The sequence below is a fragment of the Terrabacter sp. P2_E3 genome (assembly GCF_056403915.1).
Genome location: NZ_JBFUEN010000009.1, coordinates 295,961 through 313,100, shown reverse-complemented (window position 1 = coordinate 313,100; position 17,140 = coordinate 295,961). Strand labels below are relative to the sequence as shown.

Below are 17,140 nucleotides of genomic sequence, written 5' to 3'. Positions count from 1 at the left end.
CCGGCGACCTCGACCGGCGTTCTTTATCGCAAGACGGGCGTACGTCTCGTGATCGACACGGCGTGTCGCGTCAGCGACTTTTCGCGTTGACTCGGTAGTAATCGGACAAATGGGTTAAATTGTCACACCCGCGTTCGCAGGTTCCCTGACGGCCTCTCTCCACGCGCACGGGATCACAACCCCACACCCCTCGCGCCCTGCCACCCTGCCTCGGCCCGGGTGGATCCCACCGATCCCCGTCTCGGAGACCCACCATGAAACACCCCGTCCTTCCTCGACGCCCGCGAGCGCTCGGTCTGCTCATGGCAGCCGTCGCGTCGCTCGCCATCGTGTCCACCGTGGCCCCGTCGGCCACGGCCGGCGGCGGCGCCGTCGCGGTGCCCCCGACCCCGACCGGCCTCCCGGTCGCGATCGAGGGCCTGTCGCCCTATGTCCCCCCGACCGGCTGCGACCTGCGCACCCGGACCGGCTCCGCGAAGCTCGCCAAGCTGATCCAGGCGACCTACGGCAACACGTACGGCCTCTCGCGCACCTGCACGTCGGCGACGACGCCCTCCTCGGAACACTTCGACGGACGCGCCATCGACACCTTCTTCAACGTGCGCAACGCCACCGAGCGCGCCGAGGCCAGTGCCGTGCTGACGTGGCTGCTCGCCTACGACAAGTCCGGCAACCGCTACGCCAACGCGCGACGCCTGGGCGTCATGTACATCATCTGGAACGACAAGATGTGGAGCTCGTACCGCCCGGCGGAGGGATGGCGCCCGTACAGCACCTGCGCCGACACGCCCTCCTCGGCGTACGACACCGCCTGTCACCGCAACCACATCCACCTCAGCCTCTCGTGGGAGGGCGCGAACGGTCGGACCTCCTTCTGGACCAAGACGGTCGCCCCGGTCGACTGGGGCCCCTGCCGCCCTGCCGACCTCAACTGGTCGGAGGGGCAGGCAGCCCCCAACCCGAAGCGCTGCACCAGCTACCCCGTCGTCAAGGCTCCGGTCGGAGCGAGCACCCTGCTCAGACAGCTCGTCCCGCGCTCGGGCATGGTCCTGCGTCCCGGCATGTCGGGACCTGCCGTGACCACGCTGCAGAACGCCATCGGCGTGTCACCGGCGACCGGCACCTTCGCCTCCGTGACGACGAGCCGCCTCAAGACGTGGCAGACCACGCACGGACTCGGGGCCACGGGCATCGCCTACCCGTCGACGTGGCGGGCCCTGCTCGCCGCCAACGGCATGCGCTGACGCGATGGCCCGCGTTTGCGGGCAGCTCGCCGGACCCGCTCCGGTGCCGACGTCCTCCCGCGTCGCTCAGGCGGCGCGGGAGGACGTCGTCGCGTAGGCGGAGTCGACGGCCGAGCGGACCCGGCTGTGGGGCCACGTCGCGGCGATGAGGGAGACGAGGGCCAGACACACGCCGGCACAGATGGTGACGGCGAGGTAGGCGCTCGAGTGCTGGCCGACCCAGCCGGCCGCGAGGTAGGACAGGCCCGCGGCCGCGATCGAGACCGACCCGGCCAGGCTGAAGATGCGACCCCGCAGGGCCGGCTCGGTCACGAGGGCGAACGTCGCCTGCAGGGGCACCATGAAGGCCTGCATCATCCCGGACACGAAGAACAGCGCCGCGACGAGCCAGATCGGTGGCTCGACGGCGATCAGCAGGAGCGGGATCGGCATCGCGAGGGCCAGCGGCACGATGGACCGGTTCTGCTGGTGCACGTCGCGCCGCCCGATGAGGATGATGCCGACGACGGCCCCCACGATCGGGGAGGCCATCAGCACACCGCCCCAGCCGTTCTGGCCGGCGATCGGCAGGGCCAGCGCCTCGGGCGCGACGATGCCGAGGCACGCGACGGCGCTCAGCGTCACGAGTCGTGCGAGGACCGGGTGCCTGGCCAGGTCGCCCGCGGCGGTCGTCAGGTCGCGCGTGAAGCCACGCAGACCACGGCCCCGCTCGCCCGACACGGGCCGCAGCTCGACGACGAAGAGGGTCACCAGTGCCGCGACGACGAACGTCAGCAGGTCGAAGAGCAGCCCTGTCTCGGGACCGACCAGCACGATGAGCCCGCCGCCGACGGCCAGGCCGATCGCCTGGTTGAACTGCTCGGACATCGCCCCCAACCCCACGGCCCGCGCGTAGAGATGGCGGTCGTCGAAGAGGTCGGTCACGAGCACCATGTACGAGGCGGTCGACGCCCCGCCGATGAGCTCGAGCCCGAACAGCACGAGGAACATGAGCCAGAGGCTCGACCCCTGGAGGACGAGCCACATGAGGCCCAGCACGCAGGCGGCCCGCAGCAGGTGCGACCAGATGAGGACCCACTTGTAGGGGAACCGGTCGACGACCGGTCCGATGAGGCTGCGCCCGAAGAAGGTGGGCACGAGGCTGACGGCGAGCGTCGTGGCGGTCGCGAGCGGTGACCGGGTGCGCTCGTAGACGACGGCAGCGATGGTGACGCGCGCGATGTAGTCGCCCCACATCGACAGGGCGTTGGCCAGGAACACCGGCAGGTACCGCGGAACGCGGAGGACGGCGGCGTACGTCGGCGCGCTCTCGCCCTGCCCCTGGCTCGGATTCACGTGACGACGCTACCCCGAGGTGGGGTGTCGTAAAAGTTGAAATCAGTGGCGTGCCTGGAGCGTCGCGCGACGCGGCGCCACAGCTCGGCCAGCGCCGCTCCCTCGCCCGCGGACCGACCCATGATCCGGCCGATCCCGTCGAGGTCACGCAGGTCCGACGGGACGCTGTCGATGGGTCTCCCCCGCCACAGGACGCCCGCGTTGCGCATCAGCGCACCGAGACGCCAGGCCTCGCGCAGCGCCTTGACGTCGTCGGTCGCGACGAGCCCCTCGGACTCGAGCGCCGCCAGCCCCGCCATGGTGCCAGTGACCCGCAGCGCCGGGTGCGCGTGGGCGTGTTCGAGCTGGTGCAGCTGGACGACCCACTCGACGTCGGTGAGTCCACCACGGCCCAGCTTGATGTGGGTGCGCGGGTCGGCTCCGCGCGGGAGGCGTTCGCTCTCGACCCTCGCCTTGAGGGTCCGGATGTCACGCACCTGGCTGTCGCTGATGCCGCCCTCGGGCCAGCGCAGCGGGTCGATGAGCTCGAGGAAGGCGTCGGCGAGGGCCGACGGGCCGGCGATCGGGGTGGCCCGCAGCAGCGCCTGGAACTCCCACGTGAGCGCCCAGCGCTCGTAGTACGTGCGGAACGAGTCGACGCTGCGCACGAGCGGTCCGCCCTTGCCCTCGGGGCGCAGGTCGGCGTCGAGCCCGAGGCCCGGGTCGGGACCCGAGCCGGAGAGGAGCTTGCGCAGCTCCTGCACGACCATCGTCGCGCGAGCCTGGACCTCCTTCTCCGACGACCCAGGGTGCGGCTGGTGCACGAACATGACGTCGGCGTCGCTGGCGTAGCCGAGCTCCCGCCCACCGAGACTGCCCATCGCCACGACGAGGATGTCGCCGCCGACGGGCTCACCCTCGCGCCGCTCGACCTCACGGATGGCCGCCTCGAGGGCGACCTGGATCGTCGAACCGCTGAGGTCGGTCAGGGCCGCCCCGACCCCGGGAAGGTCGATGACGCCGACGAGGTCACCCATGACGATGCGGAGCAGCTCGTGGCGGCGGATGGCGCGCACCGCGGCCACCGCGTCGGCGGCCGAGTCGCGCCGTCCGGCCGCGGACTGCATCGTCGCCGTGATCGCCTCGCGCGTGCGCGGCGTCAGGCCGTTGTCGTCCCCGAGGATCGAGACGCTCTCGGGCGAGCGGACGAGCAGGTCCGCGGCATACCGGCTGCGCGCCAGGCAGTGGGCGAGGCGGTCGGCGGCGCGGCCCTCGTCGCGGAGCATCTTGAGGTACCAGTGGGTCGAGCCGAGCTCGTCGGAGACCCGGCGGAAGGACAGGAGCCCGGCGTCGGGGTCGGCCTCGTCGGCGAACCAGCCGAGCATGACCGGGAGCAGGGTGCGCTGGATCGCGGCGCGACGGCTGACGCCCGTCGTCAGCGCCTCGATGTGGCGCAGGGCGCCTGCCGGGTCGCGGAAGCCGAGGGCGAGGAGGCGTTGACGGGCCGCCTCGGGGCTGAGACGTGCCTCGGTCGGGCTGAGCTTCGCGGCGGCCGCGAGCAGCGGCCGGTAGAAGAGGCGCTCGTGGAGCCGACGCACCTCGCGGGCCGAGGACTGACGGTCGGCCACGACGGCCCGCTCCGGGTGCGTCCGGTGTCCCATCGCACGACCCAGCCGGCGCAGGTCGGGCTCAGTCACCGGCATGAGGTGCGTGCGCCGGAGGCGGTGCAGCTGGATGCGGTGCTCGAGGCAGCGCAGGTGACGGTAGGCCCGGTCGAGGATGGCGGCGTCGTCGCGGCCGACGTAGCCGCCGCGGGCCAGCGCCGCCAGCGCCTCGAGCGTCGTCGCGGACCGCAGGCTCGGGTCGGTGCGGCCGTGCACGAGCTGGAGCAGCTGGACGCTGAACTCGACGTCGCGCAGGCCCCCCGGCCCGAGCTTGAGCTGGCGCGCCGCCTCGTTGGCGGGCACGTGCTGCTCGACCCGGCGGCGCATCGCCTGGACGTCCTCGACGAACTTGTCCCGCCCGGCCGCCTCCCAGACCATCGGTGAGATCTCCGCCTTGTAGCGCAGCCCGATCTCCTTGTCCCCCGCCGAGACCCAGGCCTTGAGCAGAGCCTGGAACTCCCACGTCTTGGCCCAGCGCTCGTAGTACGCCTTGTGGCTGCTGATGGTCCGCACGAGCGGCCCCTGCTTGCCCTCGGGGCGCAACGCAGCGTCGACGGGCCACAGGCTGCCCTCGGGTGTGGGGGTCGAGCACGCGCGCATGACGGCCGTCGCCAGCGCCGTGCCGACTCGCAGCGCGAGGTCCTCGTCGGCGCCCTCGGCCGGCTCGGCGACGAAGATGACGTCGACGTCGCTGACGTAGTTGAGCTCGCCGCCGCCCGTCTTGCCCATCCCGATGACAGCGAGACGGCATACCTCATGGCCCTCGCCGTACTCCTCCCGCGCGATGACGAGGGCGGCCTCGAGGGCCGCCTCGGCCAGCTCCGCGAGGGCCTCGCCCACGGCGGGCATCTCGGCGAGCGGGTCGGCGGACGTGACGTCGAGGGCGGCGATCCGCAACAGCCCCCGGCGGTACGCGATGCGCAGGGCGTCGAGCGGCGTGTGCTCCCCCCGCTCGTCGGTCACCGCGCGCACGAGGTCGCTGCGCACCTGCTCACCCGGGCGTCGCTCGGCACGCGCGGCGTCGACCCAGTGCTCGGGGTGCCGGACCAGCTCGTCGACGAGCGCCGTCGAGGCACCGAGCACCCCGAGGACGCGCTCGCGCCCGACGCCCGGGGCCGCGAGCTCGGCCGCGAGAGCGGAGATGCCCCAGTCGGGCGGGTCCCCGAGACGGGCGAGGGACTCCGCGACCCGCACCAGCCCGAGCAGGCACTGGTCGGGGTCGGCGGTGTCGCCCATGACGGCGGCCAGGGGGTCGAGCTGGCCGTCCTCGACAGCCGCGCGGATCGGCAGCAGCGCGCGGTCGTCGATGAGCCCGACCGCGCGGTCGGGGTCGGCGAACCCGAGCCTGGCCAGGGCCCCCTCGGTCGTGCTGGTGCGTGATGACATCGGTGTCGAATCGCTCGGTGGTCGTCGGCCCCGGGAGGGTCGGGTCCGGGAGGGTCGGGTCCGGTCAGAGCCGCGGCAGGTAGCGGTCGAGCTCGAAGCGGCTGACCTCGTGACGGTAGTCGAGCCACTCCTGGCGCTTGTTGCGCAGGAAGAAGTCGAAGACGTGCTCGCCGAGGACGTCGGCGACGAGCTCGCTCTCCTCCATGACCTCGAGCGCGCGGCCGAGCGAGGACGGGAGCGGCTTGATGCCCATGGCCCGGCGCTCGGAGTCCGTGAGGCTCCAGACGTCGTCCTCGGTCTCAGGAGGCAGCTCGTAGCCCTCCTCGATGCCCTTGAGGCCGGCGCCGAGCAGGACGGCGAAGGCGAGGTAGGGGTTGCAGGCCGCGTCGAGCGAGCGGACCTCGACGCGCGTCGACTGTCCCTTGTTGGGCTTGTGCATCGGTACACGGACGAGCGCCGACCGGTTGTTGTGGCCCCACGTGAGGTGGGCCGGGGCTTCTCCCCCGCCCCAGAGACGCTTGTAGGAGTTGACCCACTGGTTCGTCACGGCGGCGATCTCGGCGCCGTGGCGCAGCAGGCCCGCGATGAACTGCCGACCGACCTTGCTCAGCTGGTAGGGCGCGCCGGCTTCGAAGAAGGCGTTGGAGTCGCCCTCGAAGAGCGAGAGGTGCGTGTGCATCCCGGACCCGGGGTGCTCGGAGAACGGCTTGGGCATGAAGGTCGCGTAGATCCCCTGCGTCAGGGCGACCTCCTTGACGACCGTCCGGAAGGTCTGGATGTTGTCGGCGGTGCTCAGGGCGTCGGCGTAGCGCAGGTCGATCTCGTTCTGACCGGGGGCACCCTCGTGGTGGCTGAACTCGACCGAGATGCCCATGTTCTCGAGCATCGTGATGGCGGCGCGGCGGAAGTCGTGCCCGGTGCCGTGGGGCACGTGGTCGAAGTAGCCGGCATCGTCGACGGGGACGGGCCGGCCGTCGGGGCCACGTCCCTGCTCGAGGAGGAAGAACTCGATCTCGGGGTGGGTGTAGAAGGTGAAGCCGAGGTCCGCGGCCTTGCCGAGGGCCCGCTGGAGCACGTGCCGCGGGTCGGCGAAGCTCGGCGTGCCGTCGGGCAGCTGGAGGTCGCAGAACATGCGTGCCGTGCCGGGCGGGTCACCGCGCCACGGCAGGATCTGGAAGGTCGAGGGGTCGGGCTTGGCCAGCATGTCGGCCTCGTAGACGCGAGCGAATCCCTCGATCGCCGAACCGTCGAAGCCGATGCCCTCCGCGAAGGCCCCCTCGAGCTCGGCCGGCGCGACCGCCACCGACTTCAGGGTGCCGAGGACGTCCGTGAACCACAGACGGACGAACCGGATGTCTCGCTCTTCGATCGTGCGCAGCACGAACTCTTCCTGACGGTTCATGTGTCGATCCTGCCGCATGGCTGTTTCACGGATGTTGCGACACACGATCTTTGGGACGAGAGCCCTGTCGTATGCCGCCGGGCGGGCACGCGAAGGGCCCCCGGGACGTGTCCCGGGGGCCCTTCGGACTCATGACCTCGCGGTCATCGGAGGAGTCACTTGAAGGCGACCTTGACCTGCAGCTCGTTGCCGCCGTCACGCGTCTTCGTCACGGTCATCGTCGTGCCCGAGCCGGCCACCTTGGTGGAGCCGAGCGGGTTCGCAGAGGACCAGTAGCGGTTGACGTCCGAGTCGTCGAACGTCGGCATCGCCGGCGACGACGGGACCGTCGTCGCGACACCGTTGCGGTGGAAGGTCACCGCGTCGGTGGCCTCCTGCCCGAAGGTGGCGTCGAACGGCTGGCGACGGTTGCCCATCATCGTCGTGGTGCCGTTGGCGTTGTTGAGCATGACCGGCGCCGGACGGGCGTCGACCGGCAGCACCTCACCGCCACCGGGGTGGTCGATCGTGTTGTTGTCGCCGTACTCACCGTTGGCGAACCAGACGAGCATGCCGTTCTGGTACGGGAAGCGCTCGACCCAGTCGGGCTTGCTGTTGCCCCAGCCGAAGTTGTACGGGCCGGTCTTCAGCGTCGCGTCGTAGCCGCTGTAGACGCGGTTCTCGGCGAGGTAGAAGTCCTGGACCTGCTTCGAGGTGGTGCCGTCGATGATGGAGAACCCACCCTTGGCGACCCAGGCACCGGCGCCCGACTCGACGTCGTCGACCGTGCCGGCGACACCGTCGGTCGTGACGGCGACGTCGTCGACGAAGGCCTCGCTCGAGACACCACCGTCGGTGGCGACGCGGAAGCGGAACTGGACGCTCTGGCCCTTGTAGGCCGAGAGGTCGAACGACTTCTGCGCCCAGCCGAAGACGCCGTTGACGGGCGTGCCGACCTGCGTCCAGGTGGCGCCGTTGTCGGTCGAGACCTCGCCGTAGAGGTAGTCGTAGTCCTTCTCGAGGTTGCCCTGGACCCAGGCGCTGATCGAGGCCGAGGTCTTGGCACCGGTCAGGTCGACCGTGCGAGTGAGGGTCGAGTTGAGGTTGTCACCGAAGCCGCTCCACCACTCCGCCTTGCCGGAGTGCGGCGTGTTGCGGTCGGAGGTCACCGTGCGCTCGGGGAGCGGGACCACGAGGGCCTGGACCGAACCACTCTTCGTGGCGAGGTCGGCCTGGCTCAGCTTGACCGAGGTGTCCTCACCGAAGGGGACGGTGGTGTAGTCGAGCCAGCCGAGCTGGAGCTTCTCCCACGGACCCATGTAGCCGGGCGTCGTGCCGATCGAGTCGCCGCCGCGGTTGAGCCACGAGCCACCGCTCATGAGCGTCCAGAAGGCGGTGCTGTTGTCGCCGCCGTTGGTGTCGTAGAGGTCGGGCAGACCGAGGTCGTGGCCGAACTCGTGCGAGAACACGCCGAGGCCGCCGTTCTCGGGCTCGGTCGTGTAGTCGCCGATCCACATGCCGGAGGTGCCGAGCGCCACGCCGCCGAGCTTGTTGAACGACGGGCCCGTGACGCCGGCCTGGTTGGAGAACGCGTACCAGCGGTGCGACCAGATGGCGTTGGTGCCCTGGGCACCGCCGCCGGCCTCCTCGCCCTCGCCGGCGTGGATCGCCTGGAAGTGGTCGATGTAGCCGTCGGGCTCGTTGAAGTTGCCGTCGCCGTCGTAGTCGTAGCGGTCGACCTTGTCGAACTGCGCGAGGTACGTCTTGATGTCGGCGTCGCTCTTGCCGGCCGCCTTCTGGGCGTTGTACCAGGCCGTCGCGGTGTCCCTGACGTAGTTCCAGTAGCCGTCGGCGTCGTTCTTGGCGCCGTAGCGGGCCTCGTTGTAGGGGACGGTCACCCAGTCGGAGACGTCACCCTTGGCCAGGAAGCGGCCGTTGGACTGCTTGAGGTAGAAGTCCTTGAACGACTCACCCGTGCCGAACATCATCTCGAGGTAGTGGTCGCGGTTGAAGTCCTTGACCCAGTACGTCGAGTTGTCGTCGGTCGCGTTGCCGTCCCACGTGCGGTCGGGCGCGGCGATCTGGTTGTGCACCGGTCCGGGGGTCGTGTTGAACGGCGACTTCGTCTGCGTGCCGAAGTCCGTGAGGATCGTGAAGATGTCCTCCTCACGGTTCACGGGGTAGTTGACGTACTTGGACTTGGCCGGCTTGCCGTCCTTGCCCTTGCCCTTGCTCTTGACCTCGATGACACGGTTGCCGTTGATGGTCTTGGTCGTGGCCTCGCCCTTGAGGAGCTTGGCGACGGCGTCCTTGCGCTCGGCCGCCTGGGCGTCGGCAAGGGGGTTGGGCAGGTTGTCGGGCTGCGACGCCTGGGCGGCTGCGGGGTCTCCGCTCACCGGGGCCTTGGCGACGGGTGTGGCCTGAGCCTGCATCGGGGCGAGCCCGGTGACGACGAGCGCCCCCACGGCCAATCCCGAGACAGCACTCCAATGGCGCTTGTTCACGATCTGTCCTCCTGGTCACAAGGCACCGCAAATCCGGCACCTCGCGTATAAGAACACAGAACACAGACAATGTGGCGCTCTGTGCCAGAGGAATCGAAAAAACTTGTGCTGCAAGGCAGTTCATCGCAAAGAACGTAAAATCTTCGTAAAGAGACGGGCGTCCACCCTTCCCAGACCACCCCGGTCTCGGATAGAGAAGCCCATCTGTCACAGAGGCATCCGCGAAGCCCGCCATCGACCACCGGGGCGATCCCTCGAGGCGCCGATATGCTCCGGCCATGAGCACTGACGCCCCCGAGGAGCAGAGTCCCTACGGATCCGGGAGCCGGGCCCAGGACGCCCCCGCGGCCGCGAGCACCGCGCCGTCCCCACGGAAGGTGCGCATCCCCCACCTGCACGCCCTCAAGGCGGAGGGACGCCGCTGGGCGATGCTCACGGCATACGACATGTATGCCGCCCAGATCTTCGACGAGGCAGGGATCCCCGTGCTGCTCGTCGGCGACTCGGCGGGCAACAACGTCTACGGCTACGAGACGACCGTGCCCGTGACGCTCGACGAGATGATCCCGCTCGTCCGCGCCGTGTCGACGGCCGCCCGCCGCGCGCTCGTCGTCGCCGACCTGCCGTTCGGCTCCTACGGCGGGTCGGTCGAGCAGGGCTTCGCGAGTGCCGTGCGGCTCATGAAGGAAGGGCTCGCCCACGCCGTCAAGCTCGAGGGCGGCACGGCCATGGTCCCGCTCGTCAAGACCCTCACCGACGCCGGCATCCCCGTCATGGCGCACGTCGGCTTCACGCCGCAGAGCGAGCACCAGCTCGGCGGCTACCGCGTGCAGGGTCGCGGCGACGCCGCCGACGCGCTCGTCGACGAGGCCCGAGCGCTGCAGGACGCCGGCGCCTTCGCCGTCGTCCTCGAGATGGTCCCGGCGCCCGTCGCGGCGCGGGTCACCGAGGTCCTGAGCATCCCGACCATCGGCATCGGCGCCGGCAGCGGCACCGACGCCCAGGTGCTCGTGTGGAGCGACTTCGCGGGCCTGCGCAGTGGCAAGGCCCCGCGCTTCGTCAAGAAGTACGCCGACCTGCGCGGCACGCTGCTCGACGCCGCCCGGGCGTATGCCGCCGACGTCGAGTCGGGTGCCTTCCCCGACGCCGAGCACTCCTTCGAGTCCTGAGACGCCGCCGCCCGACCGGTCTTACCGGTCGGGCGGGGCACTGCTTGGGGGTTGCCAGAGGTCAGGCGTCGCTGTCGCCGGCCGCGGACGAGCCGCCGCGCTGGTTCCAGTCGCGGTCCTCGGAGTCCCACTGCTCGGTCTTCTTGTGGGCGGTGTCGAGGGCCGCCTGGGCCTCCGCCTCGGTGGCGTACGGGCCGAGCACCTGCTCACCCCGGCTGCGGTTCTCGTCGGTCTCGACCCGACCCGTGTCGACGTTGTACCAGAAGCTCACGTGCGCACTCCTTCTCTCTTCGGACTCTTCCGACTTGTCATCCGGCTCGAGCGGGTCCGCCTCGTGAACGCCCCTCGCGGACGGCACCCGCTGACGACCTAGACTCCACCGTATGCCGTTGCTCCAGCCGCGGGTGTCAGCACACCCCCTCAGTCCGCGACGACCGGTGCCCGCCTCGATCGAGCGGCCGCACTACGTCGACGTGCCCAACCCGCGCGAGGACGGCGACCTGCGCATCAAGGACGCCGAGACCGTGGAGAAGATGCGCATCGCGTCGCGGATCGCGGCCACGGCCATGGTCCAGGCCTCGAAGGCCATCGCGCCCGGTGTCACGACCGACGAGCTCGACGCGGTCGCCCACGAGTACATGCTCGACCACGGCGCCTACCCCTCGCCCCTCGGCTACAAGGGCTTCCCGAAGTCCGTGTGCACGAGCGTCAACGAGGTCATCTGCCACGGCATCCCCGACGCGCGGCCGCTCGAGGACGGCGACATCGTCAACATCGATGTCACGGCCTACATCCACGGCGTGCACGGCGACACCGACGCCACCTACCTCGTCGGCGACGTCGACGAGGAGTCGCGGCTGCTCGTCGAGCGCACGCACGAGGCGATGATGCGCGGCATCCGGGCCGCCCGCCCGGGTCGCGAGATCAACGTCATCGGCCGCGTTATCGAGAGCTACGCGAAGCGCTTCGGCTACGGCGTCGTGCGCGACTTCACCGGACACGGCATCGGGCTCGAGTTCCACTCCGGCCTCATCGTGCCGCACTACGACGCCGCTCCCCACTACGAGACCGTCATCGAGCCCGGCATGACCTTCACCATCGAGCCGATGCTCAACCTCGGGACCCCCGAGTGGGACATGTGGGACGACCGGTGGACCGTCGTCACCCGTGACCGCAGGCGCTCGGCCCAGTTCGAGCACACGATCCTCATCACCGACGACGGACACGAGATCCTCACCCTCCCCGCGGACGCCCCCTGAGCGGGGGCGGCCACCCACGTCGTCCTCTTCGCCGCAGCGGCACCACCTCGTCACCCCGCATCACCAGCTGACACCCCACGACCACGTCCTCGACAAGGAAGTACGGACCATGGCCAAGCACGGCAAGCCCCTCGGCATCGACATCGGCGGCAGCGGCATCAAGGGCGCCCCCGTCGACCTGAAGGCCGGCGATCTGGCCGGCAAGCGGCTGAAGATCCTGACGCCCAAGCCGGCCACGCCAGACGCCGTGGCCGAGGTCGTCGACCAGATCGTCGACCACTTCGCCGACGTGACGGGCGACTCCCCCATCGGCGTGACCGTTCCGGCGGTCGTCATCCGCGGCACCGTGCTCTCGGCGGCAAACATCGACCCCTCGTGGATCAACACCGACGCCGAGGCTCTCATCAAGGAGCACACGGGTCGCGCCGTCACCGTCCTCAACGACGCCGACGCCGCCGGTCTCGCCGAGATGTACTACGGCGCCGCCAAGGGCGTGCAGGGCCTCGTCATCCTCACGACACTCGGCACCGGCATCGGCACCGCGCTGATCCACGACGGGCGGCTCGTGCCGAACTCCGAGCTGGGCCACCTCGAGATCGACGGCTACGACGCCGAGGACCGGGCCGCGTCATCCGTCAAGGACGCCGAGGGCCTGTCCTGGGACGAGTACTCCGAACGCCTCCAGACCTACTACGACACCATCGAGAAGCTCTTCTCCCCCGACCTCATCATCGTCGGTGGCGGCATCTCCAAGGACAGCGACGACTTCCTGCCCGAGCTCAAGCTGCGCTGCCCGATCGTCCCGGCCCAGCTGCGCAACCAGGCCGGCATCATCGGCGCCGCGCACCTCGCCGCCGACCTCGCCTGACCACCGGTCCGAGCGCACCCGTCCGAGCAGCGGGAAGGGCTGCCCGGCGACCGCCGGGCAGCCCCTCCCGCCGTCCCGCGTCAGCGTCGGGTCCGCCACACGAGCCGGTGCACCCCGAGGTGCCGCGGCAGCGTGCGCAGACCGGGGATCCAGGGGATGCAGATGAAGCCGATGCTCAGCAGGATCATGAGGGACCAGACGGCGATGTCGGCGTTCTCCGACGTCGAGAACGGCGGGACCTGGTACCACAGCGAGTACAGCCAGAGCCACGGCTGACCCGGGTAGTTGCCGGTCTCGTTCATGATCCCCCACTGGTCGCCCCCGAGGTTCTGGGCGCGGGCCGCGTCCTCGAGGTGCGTCCCGTCTGCGAGCAGCAGCAGCGCCCGCGTGCTGTCGACACCGAAGAAGGTCGTGCGCGAGGTCAGCAGACCCTCGAGCGCGCCGCCGTCGGCCAGGCGCAGCTCGGCTGCCGCGATGATCGGGACCGGTCCGTAGTCACCGCTCGCGACCTTGGCCGGGTCTCCGTCCGGCGCGGCCGCCAGGGCGTCGGCGTAGGCCGCGGACCACGCCTGCTGCCGGTCGGCCGACGCCGCGTCCCAGGCGTGGACCGCCGCGACGACGGCCGGGTCCGACGTGAGGCTGCGGACGGGGTCGAGGACGAGGTCCTTCGCGGAGTCGACGGGGACGGTGACCCCGGGCAGCGTCTGGAGGTTGACCGGGCCGAGGCTCTGCCCCTCGCCGGCGGTGTTGTAGGGCGGGCCGTAGCCGGCGCTGGTCGTCGTACCGGCGAGCTCTCCCGTAGCGGTGGCGACGACGTCCGCCGGCGCCTGACGCGCCCACTGCTGCAAGGAGATCGCGGGCTCGTCGGGAGACGAGAAGACGAGGGCGGCGACGACGGACAGCACCGAGACCACACCGAGCGCGATGACGAACTCCTTGACGAGGTCGTAGCGGCGCGTCGGGAAGGCGTGCGAGTCGGGCGTGGGCCCCCACCCGCCCGTCCCGCGCCTCATGACTCCACCTCGGTGCGCGAGACAGGAGGTGCCGGCTCGGTGGCTCCGATGGGTGGCGCGACACCGCGTCGGCGCACGAGGACGATGTGCACGACGACGATCGCCCCGACGACGAGCGGGAGCAGCGAGACGTGCCACAGCATCATCTGGCCGAGGTCCATGACGTTGAACCAGGCCCCGACCCCCGCGGCGTTGAGCCCGTCCTTGGCCTGGGTCGAGATCCACTGTGCGTCGAAGTTCGTCTGGATGAGGTAGCCGGTGAAGGCCGTCCCCAGCGACCCGAAGAAGGCGAGCGCGCCTGTCGCCCAAGTCAGTCCGCGGTTGCCGCGCCACGACGCCATGAAGAACTTGCCCCACAGGTGGATGACCATGGTGGCGAAGAAGAGCTCGACGCTCCAGAGGTGCACGGAGTTGACGAAGTGTCCGAGCGTGCTCACGTGCCACCAGGCCACCCCGCCGAGGGACAGGACCAGGCCCGACACGATGATGACGACGAGGCTGGCGAGGCAGGCGACGCCGAAGACGTAGATCCACGAGGCGACGTAGACGGGCTGCCGGTCGGGCAGCCACTGCCCGCGAGGCACGAGGCCCTCGACCCAACGGGTGAGGGCGGCCGTCCACGTGTCGTGGGCGTGGCGCGTCTGCGGCTCGGCCGGTTCGGACCGCAGGGACGTCGAGGGCCCGCTCACTGGTCCTCGTCCTCACGGGGAGCAGGGAAGGGCAGCAGGAGGGCGAGCACGAAGACGACGACCATGAGCAGGATGACCAAGAGGTTGGCGACCGTGATCGTCAGCCATCCCCACTGGACGACAGGACCTGCAGGAACCGGCTGTGACGCGGCGAGGAACTGGGTGATCATCTCTGGCCTCCGGGGAGTGCGAAGCTGTGAGTCCTCCTGCCCGGCGCAGATCTACTACACACCGTAAGAGTAGATCTGCGCGGCCTGCACCGGCGCCCGAATGTGATCTTCGGCGCCCCCGGGGCCTACGAACGCCGCAGTGCCGAGAGCAGCTCGGGCGCCCGCTGCTCGTAGAGCCGGGCGCCGACGCCCACCCCGACGATCCCGACGACGATGCCGAGCAGCACCCCGACGATGCCCGCCCCCCAGCCGGCGGCGACGGAACCCTGCCAGGCCCACCAGGCGAGCAGGATCGTCGGCGAGGCGAGCAGCAGCGTGCCGAGACTCGCCATCGACTGCGCGGCGATGGTGATCCCGGCAGCCCCCGGCGGCGCGTTGAAGGGGCTCTCGCCCGACTCCGCCACGGGGTAGGGCAGCACGACGCTCATGACGCTCGAGACGGCATACCCCGCTCCGAGCAGGGACACGGAGAGTCCGAGCGCAGTCGGGAGCAGGTCCCAGCGGTCGGCGACCGCGACCCCGACGACGACGTAGACGGGGACGAGGACGGCGGCGAGGAGGAGGTCAGGCAGGAGGCGCCCGCGACGGTCGTCCCGCCCGGACGTGCCGGACGCCACGTGCAGCCACAGGGCGTCGGACTCGTAGGCGACGGCGTTGTGCTCGCTCCAGCCGAGGAGGAACGCGACGAGCGGGCCCATGAGCAGCGGGGTCCACGCCACGTCGCCCGTGACGAACGGGATGAGCAGCGCGAGCGGCACGACGGGGGTCATGGCCATGCTGATCTGGTAGCGGGGGTCACGGCGCCAGTAGGTCAGGACGCGCGCCGCGACGGCGCCGAGCGGCGTACCGGGCAGCCGGGCCAGCAGGCCGAGGTCGTCTCCGGACGAGGTGCCCGAGTCGGAGCGCGAGACCGCGCGCGGGTTGTCGACCTCGTCACGCAGCACCCGGGACCACAGCAGGAAGACGACGACGAGCAGTCCCGCGGCCAGGGCCAGGCGCACCAGCCCGGTGCCGATGTCGCCCGCCGCCACGTCACCCGGGGCGGCCCAGGCCCAGCCGAGAGGCGACCAGCCGACGACGACGGCGGCTGTCGTGGCGACGTCGCGCAGGCTCGCTCCGAGGTTGGCCACGACGGAGATCGCCGGACCGATGACGACGAGCAGGAGCAGGCCGAGGACCGCGATGACGTCACGACCGCGACGGCTCGAGATCGCCTGGGTCATCACCGCGGACACCCATCGGCTCGTCGTGATCGCCGTCAGCAGACCGATCGCCGTCGCGACGACGGCCATGAGCGTCGAGGCGAGCGTGTGGGACCAGGCGACGACCACCCCGACCGACAGCACCATCGACGCGATCGCCGGCAGGCCGACGAGGGCGGCGGCCACGAGGCCGATCGTCAGGTCACGGTGTGGGACGGCGAAGGTGGCGAAGCGACCCGGGTCGAGGGTCGGGTCGGAGCCGAAGGAGAAGAGCGGCACGACGGTCCAGAGCACGATGCCGGCGGCGCCGGCGAGCGGGATGACGACGCGCGCCGCGTCGAGGGACCCGCGGAAGGAGGCGAGGATCACGGCGAGCCCGGCCACGAGGACGGCGAAGTAGACGATGCCGACGACGGCGCCGATCGCCTGGGCCCGGCTGCGCCGGAAGATGTTGCGCAGCAGGGTGAGCTTCAGTCGGACGAGGTGCGCAACCACGAGAGCCCCACCACCTCGGTGGACCCGCCGACGAGGTCGACGAACCGCTCCTCCAGCGACCGGTCGCCCCGGACGTCGTCGAGCTCCCCCGCGGCGAGGACGAGCCCGTCGGAGATGACGGCGACGTGCGTGCAGATGCGTTCGACGAGGTCCATGACGTGGCTCGAGAGGACGACGGTGCCGCCGGACTCGACGAAGCCCGCGAGGATGCGGCGGATCGTCGCGGCCGAGATCGGGTCCACCGCCTCGAACGGCTCGTCGAGCACGAGGACGCGGGGACCGTGGACGAGCGCCGAGGCGAGCGTGACCTTCTTCGTCATGCCCGCCGAGTAGTCGACGACGAGCTTGCCCTGCGCCTCGGTGAGGCCGAGCGCGGCGACGAGCTCTGCAGCCCGCTCCGACGCGAGCTCGCGCGGCATCCCACGGAGCAGGCCGGCATACGTGATCAGCTGGAGCCCGGTCAGCCGGTCGAAGACCTTGAGCCCGTCCGGGAGCACGCCGATCAGCCGCTTGGTGGCGACGGGGTCGGCCCAGACGTCGCGACCCAGGACGAACGCCTGTCCGGCGTCGGGGCGCAGCAGTCCCGTCACCATCGACAGCGTCGTCGTCTTGCCGGCGCCGTTGGGCCCGACGAGCCCGAAGAACGAGCCTCGCGGCACGTCGAGGTCGATCCCCTTGACCGCGATGAGGTCGCCGAATCGCTTGCCCAGCCCCCGCAACGCGATCGCCGGACCCTCAGTCGGATCGCCTTGTGGTGCAGGCAGATCGGTCACGTCGCTCAT

The 17,140-nt window shown here is 70.6% G+C and carries 14 protein-coding genes; 4 read left to right on the top strand and 10 right to left on the bottom strand.

Annotated features, from left to right (window positions below; all coding sequences use genetic code 11):
* Nucleotides 1-302: 302 nt before the first annotated feature.
* Nucleotides 303-1,244, top strand: coding sequence for a peptidoglycan-binding domain-containing protein (locus AC1DW8_RS13900; RefSeq protein WP_478094722.1), 942 nt, complete (start codon nt 303-305; stop codon nt 1,242-1,244).
* A gap of 66 nt (nt 1,245-1,310) precedes the next feature.
* Here AC1DW8_RS13900 and AC1DW8_RS13895 read toward each other — a convergent pair whose 3' ends face one another.
* The 4 genes from AC1DW8_RS13895 to AC1DW8_RS13880 all read right to left on the bottom strand — a co-directional run bounded on the left by AC1DW8_RS13895 (nt 1,311) and on the right by AC1DW8_RS13880 (nt 9,493).
* Nucleotides 1,311-2,579 (bottom strand): MFS transporter, encoded by a 1,269-nt coding sequence (locus tag AC1DW8_RS13895; RefSeq protein ID WP_478094720.1) that lies wholly within the window; start codon nt 2,577-2,579, stop codon nt 1,311-1,313.
* Nucleotides 2,576-5,608: a bifunctional [glutamine synthetase] adenylyltransferase/[glutamine synthetase]-adenylyl-L-tyrosine phosphorylase gene (locus AC1DW8_RS13890; RefSeq protein ID WP_478094718.1), complete on the bottom strand. Its 3,033-nt coding sequence runs from the start codon at nt 5,606-5,608 to the stop codon at nt 2,576-2,578. The genes AC1DW8_RS13895 and AC1DW8_RS13890 overlap by 4 nt, the downstream gene beginning before the upstream one ends.
* 64 nt (nt 5,609-5,672) lie before the next feature.
* Nucleotides 5,673-7,010, bottom strand: a complete 1,338-nt coding sequence (gene glnA / locus AC1DW8_RS13885; RefSeq protein ID WP_056758289.1) for a type I glutamate--ammonia ligase — start codon at nt 7,008-7,010, stop codon at nt 5,673-5,675.
* A 155-nt stretch (nt 7,011-7,165) separates the two neighbouring features.
* Nucleotides 7,166-9,493 (bottom strand): immune inhibitor A domain-containing protein, encoded by a 2,328-nt coding sequence (locus AC1DW8_RS13880; protein ID WP_478094715.1) that lies wholly within the window; start codon nt 9,491-9,493, stop codon nt 7,166-7,168.
* Between the two features lie 278 nt (nt 9,494-9,771).
* Here AC1DW8_RS13880 and panB point away from each other — a divergent pair, with 278 nt between their 5' ends.
* Complete coding sequence (gene panB, locus AC1DW8_RS13875; protein ID WP_478094713.1) at nt 9,772-10,662, top strand: 3-methyl-2-oxobutanoate hydroxymethyltransferase; 891 nt, start codon at nt 9,772-9,774, stop codon at nt 10,660-10,662.
* A 61-nt stretch (nt 10,663-10,723) separates the two neighbouring features.
* On the opposite strand, the gene AC1DW8_RS13870 is transcribed toward panB, so the two are convergent.
* Entirely contained in the window at nt 10,724-10,933 is a 210-nt protein-coding gene (locus AC1DW8_RS13870; protein WP_056773001.1) for a hypothetical protein, read from the bottom strand.
* A 112-nt stretch (nt 10,934-11,045) separates the two neighbouring features.
* On the opposite strand from AC1DW8_RS13870, the gene map reads away from it, so the two are divergent.
* Together map and ppgK are read left to right on the top strand one after the other, a co-directional pair.
* Complete coding sequence (gene map, locus AC1DW8_RS13865; RefSeq protein ID WP_056773000.1) at nt 11,046-11,921, top strand: type I methionyl aminopeptidase; 876 nt, start codon at nt 11,046-11,048, stop codon at nt 11,919-11,921.
* Between the two features lie 109 nt (nt 11,922-12,030).
* A complete protein-coding gene (gene ppgK / locus AC1DW8_RS13860) occupies nt 12,031-12,789 on the top strand; it encodes a polyphosphate--glucose phosphotransferase (RefSeq protein ID WP_478094709.1) in 759 nt (252 codons plus the stop codon).
* Nucleotides 12,790-12,869: 80 nt separating this feature from the next.
* On the opposite strand, the gene AC1DW8_RS13855 is transcribed toward ppgK, so the two are convergent.
* The 5 genes from AC1DW8_RS13855 to AC1DW8_RS13835 form a co-directional block, all read right to left on the bottom strand.
* Nucleotides 12,870-13,802: a serine/threonine-protein kinase gene (locus AC1DW8_RS13855; RefSeq protein ID WP_478094707.1), complete on the bottom strand. Its 933-nt coding sequence runs from the start codon at nt 13,800-13,802 to the stop codon at nt 12,870-12,872.
* Nucleotides 13,799-14,491, bottom strand: coding sequence for a cytochrome b N-terminal domain-containing protein (locus AC1DW8_RS13850; RefSeq protein ID WP_478094705.1), 693 nt, complete (start codon nt 14,489-14,491; stop codon nt 13,799-13,801). The genes AC1DW8_RS13855 and AC1DW8_RS13850 overlap by 4 nt, the downstream gene beginning before the upstream one ends.
* On the bottom strand, nt 14,488-14,661 hold the full coding sequence (locus tag AC1DW8_RS13845; RefSeq protein ID WP_156415467.1) for a hypothetical protein: 174 nt from the start codon (nt 14,659-14,661) through the stop codon (nt 14,488-14,490). Before AC1DW8_RS13845 ends, AC1DW8_RS13850 begins: the two co-directional genes overlap by 4 nt.
* Before the next feature lie 125 nt (nt 14,662-14,786).
* Complete coding sequence (locus tag AC1DW8_RS13840; RefSeq protein WP_056772991.1) at nt 14,787-16,358, bottom strand: hypothetical protein; 1,572 nt, start codon at nt 16,356-16,358, stop codon at nt 14,787-14,789.
* Nucleotides 16,334-17,140, bottom strand: coding sequence for an ABC transporter ATP-binding protein (locus AC1DW8_RS13835; protein WP_056772988.1), 807 nt, complete (start codon nt 17,138-17,140; stop codon nt 16,334-16,336). The genes AC1DW8_RS13840 and AC1DW8_RS13835 overlap by 25 nt, the downstream gene beginning before the upstream one ends.